Origin of the sequence: Amycolatopsis sp. SID8362 (genome assembly GCF_010550475.1) — a bacterium.
Lineage (GTDB): Bacteria > Actinomycetota > Actinomycetes > Mycobacteriales > Pseudonocardiaceae > Amycolatopsis > Amycolatopsis eburnea.
In genome coordinates this window covers 1-826 of the sequence record NZ_JAAGNB010000512.1, presented here as the reverse complement: position 1 = coordinate 826, position 826 = coordinate 1, and the positions used below count along the sequence as shown (strand labels likewise).

Genomic DNA, 826 nt, shown 5'->3' with positions numbered 1-826 from the left:
GCGGGGGCGCTTCGTCCAGGCAGCCGGCCGCGTCGCCGCTCACCAGCACCGGCCCGGTCGCGACCTCGACCGCCGGGCCCGAGCCGTCGCGCGGCAGCCGGTAGGTGACGCTGCGCTGCCCGTCGCGGTTCGCCGTGGCGTAGATCGCGCCGGGTCCGAGCACGACCGACCCGTACGCACCGCCCGGCGGGAACCGCAGGCCCGGAACCGGCACGACCTTCCCGGTGGCCGGGTCCAGCGTGACGACCGAGTTGCCGCCGCGCGACGTCGTCGAGACGCCGTAGAGCAGCCCGTCCGCCGGGTCGTAGGCGAAGTCGTCGACGCCGACTGCCAGCGACACCGGCCGCAGCGGGGTCCGGTGCACCACCCGCAGGTAGTCCTGGGTCGCCGGGCTGATGTCCACTGTGTACAGATCGCTGTCCTGCCGGACGTACCAGCGGTTCCCGGCGATCGCGCCGGCGGTGGCGCCGGTGACCAGGCTCCACACCGGACGCGTCGCGCCCGCGCGGCCGATCACGCCCATGTCCGTGACGGTGCCCTGGCCGTCGATCCGGACCGCGTGCGCGCCGTGGTCGTACCGGCCGCCGCGGGTGCCGTCGGCGACGCCGTAGACGACCCCCTGCGCGGCGGAGTAGCCCATCGCGTTGATCCAGTACCCGGCCTGGGTCAGGCGTTTCGTGGCGCCGCCGGGCAGTTCGAGCAGCCGCAACGTCGTCGGGGCGCCGCCGCGTTCGTTCTCCGCCTGCAGGATCGTGCAGCGGTCCGGCGCCTCGGCCGCCTGCTGCCGGGACGGCGCGAGCCAGCCCGTCGCCGCGAGCAGCGCCGA

At 75.8% G+C, this 826-nt stretch carries 1 pseudogene; it reads right to left on the bottom strand.

The window, feature by feature from the left end:
- Positions 1–826: pseudogene (locus tag G3I65_RS16240) on the bottom strand (DUF4394 domain-containing protein); the annotation flags it as partial.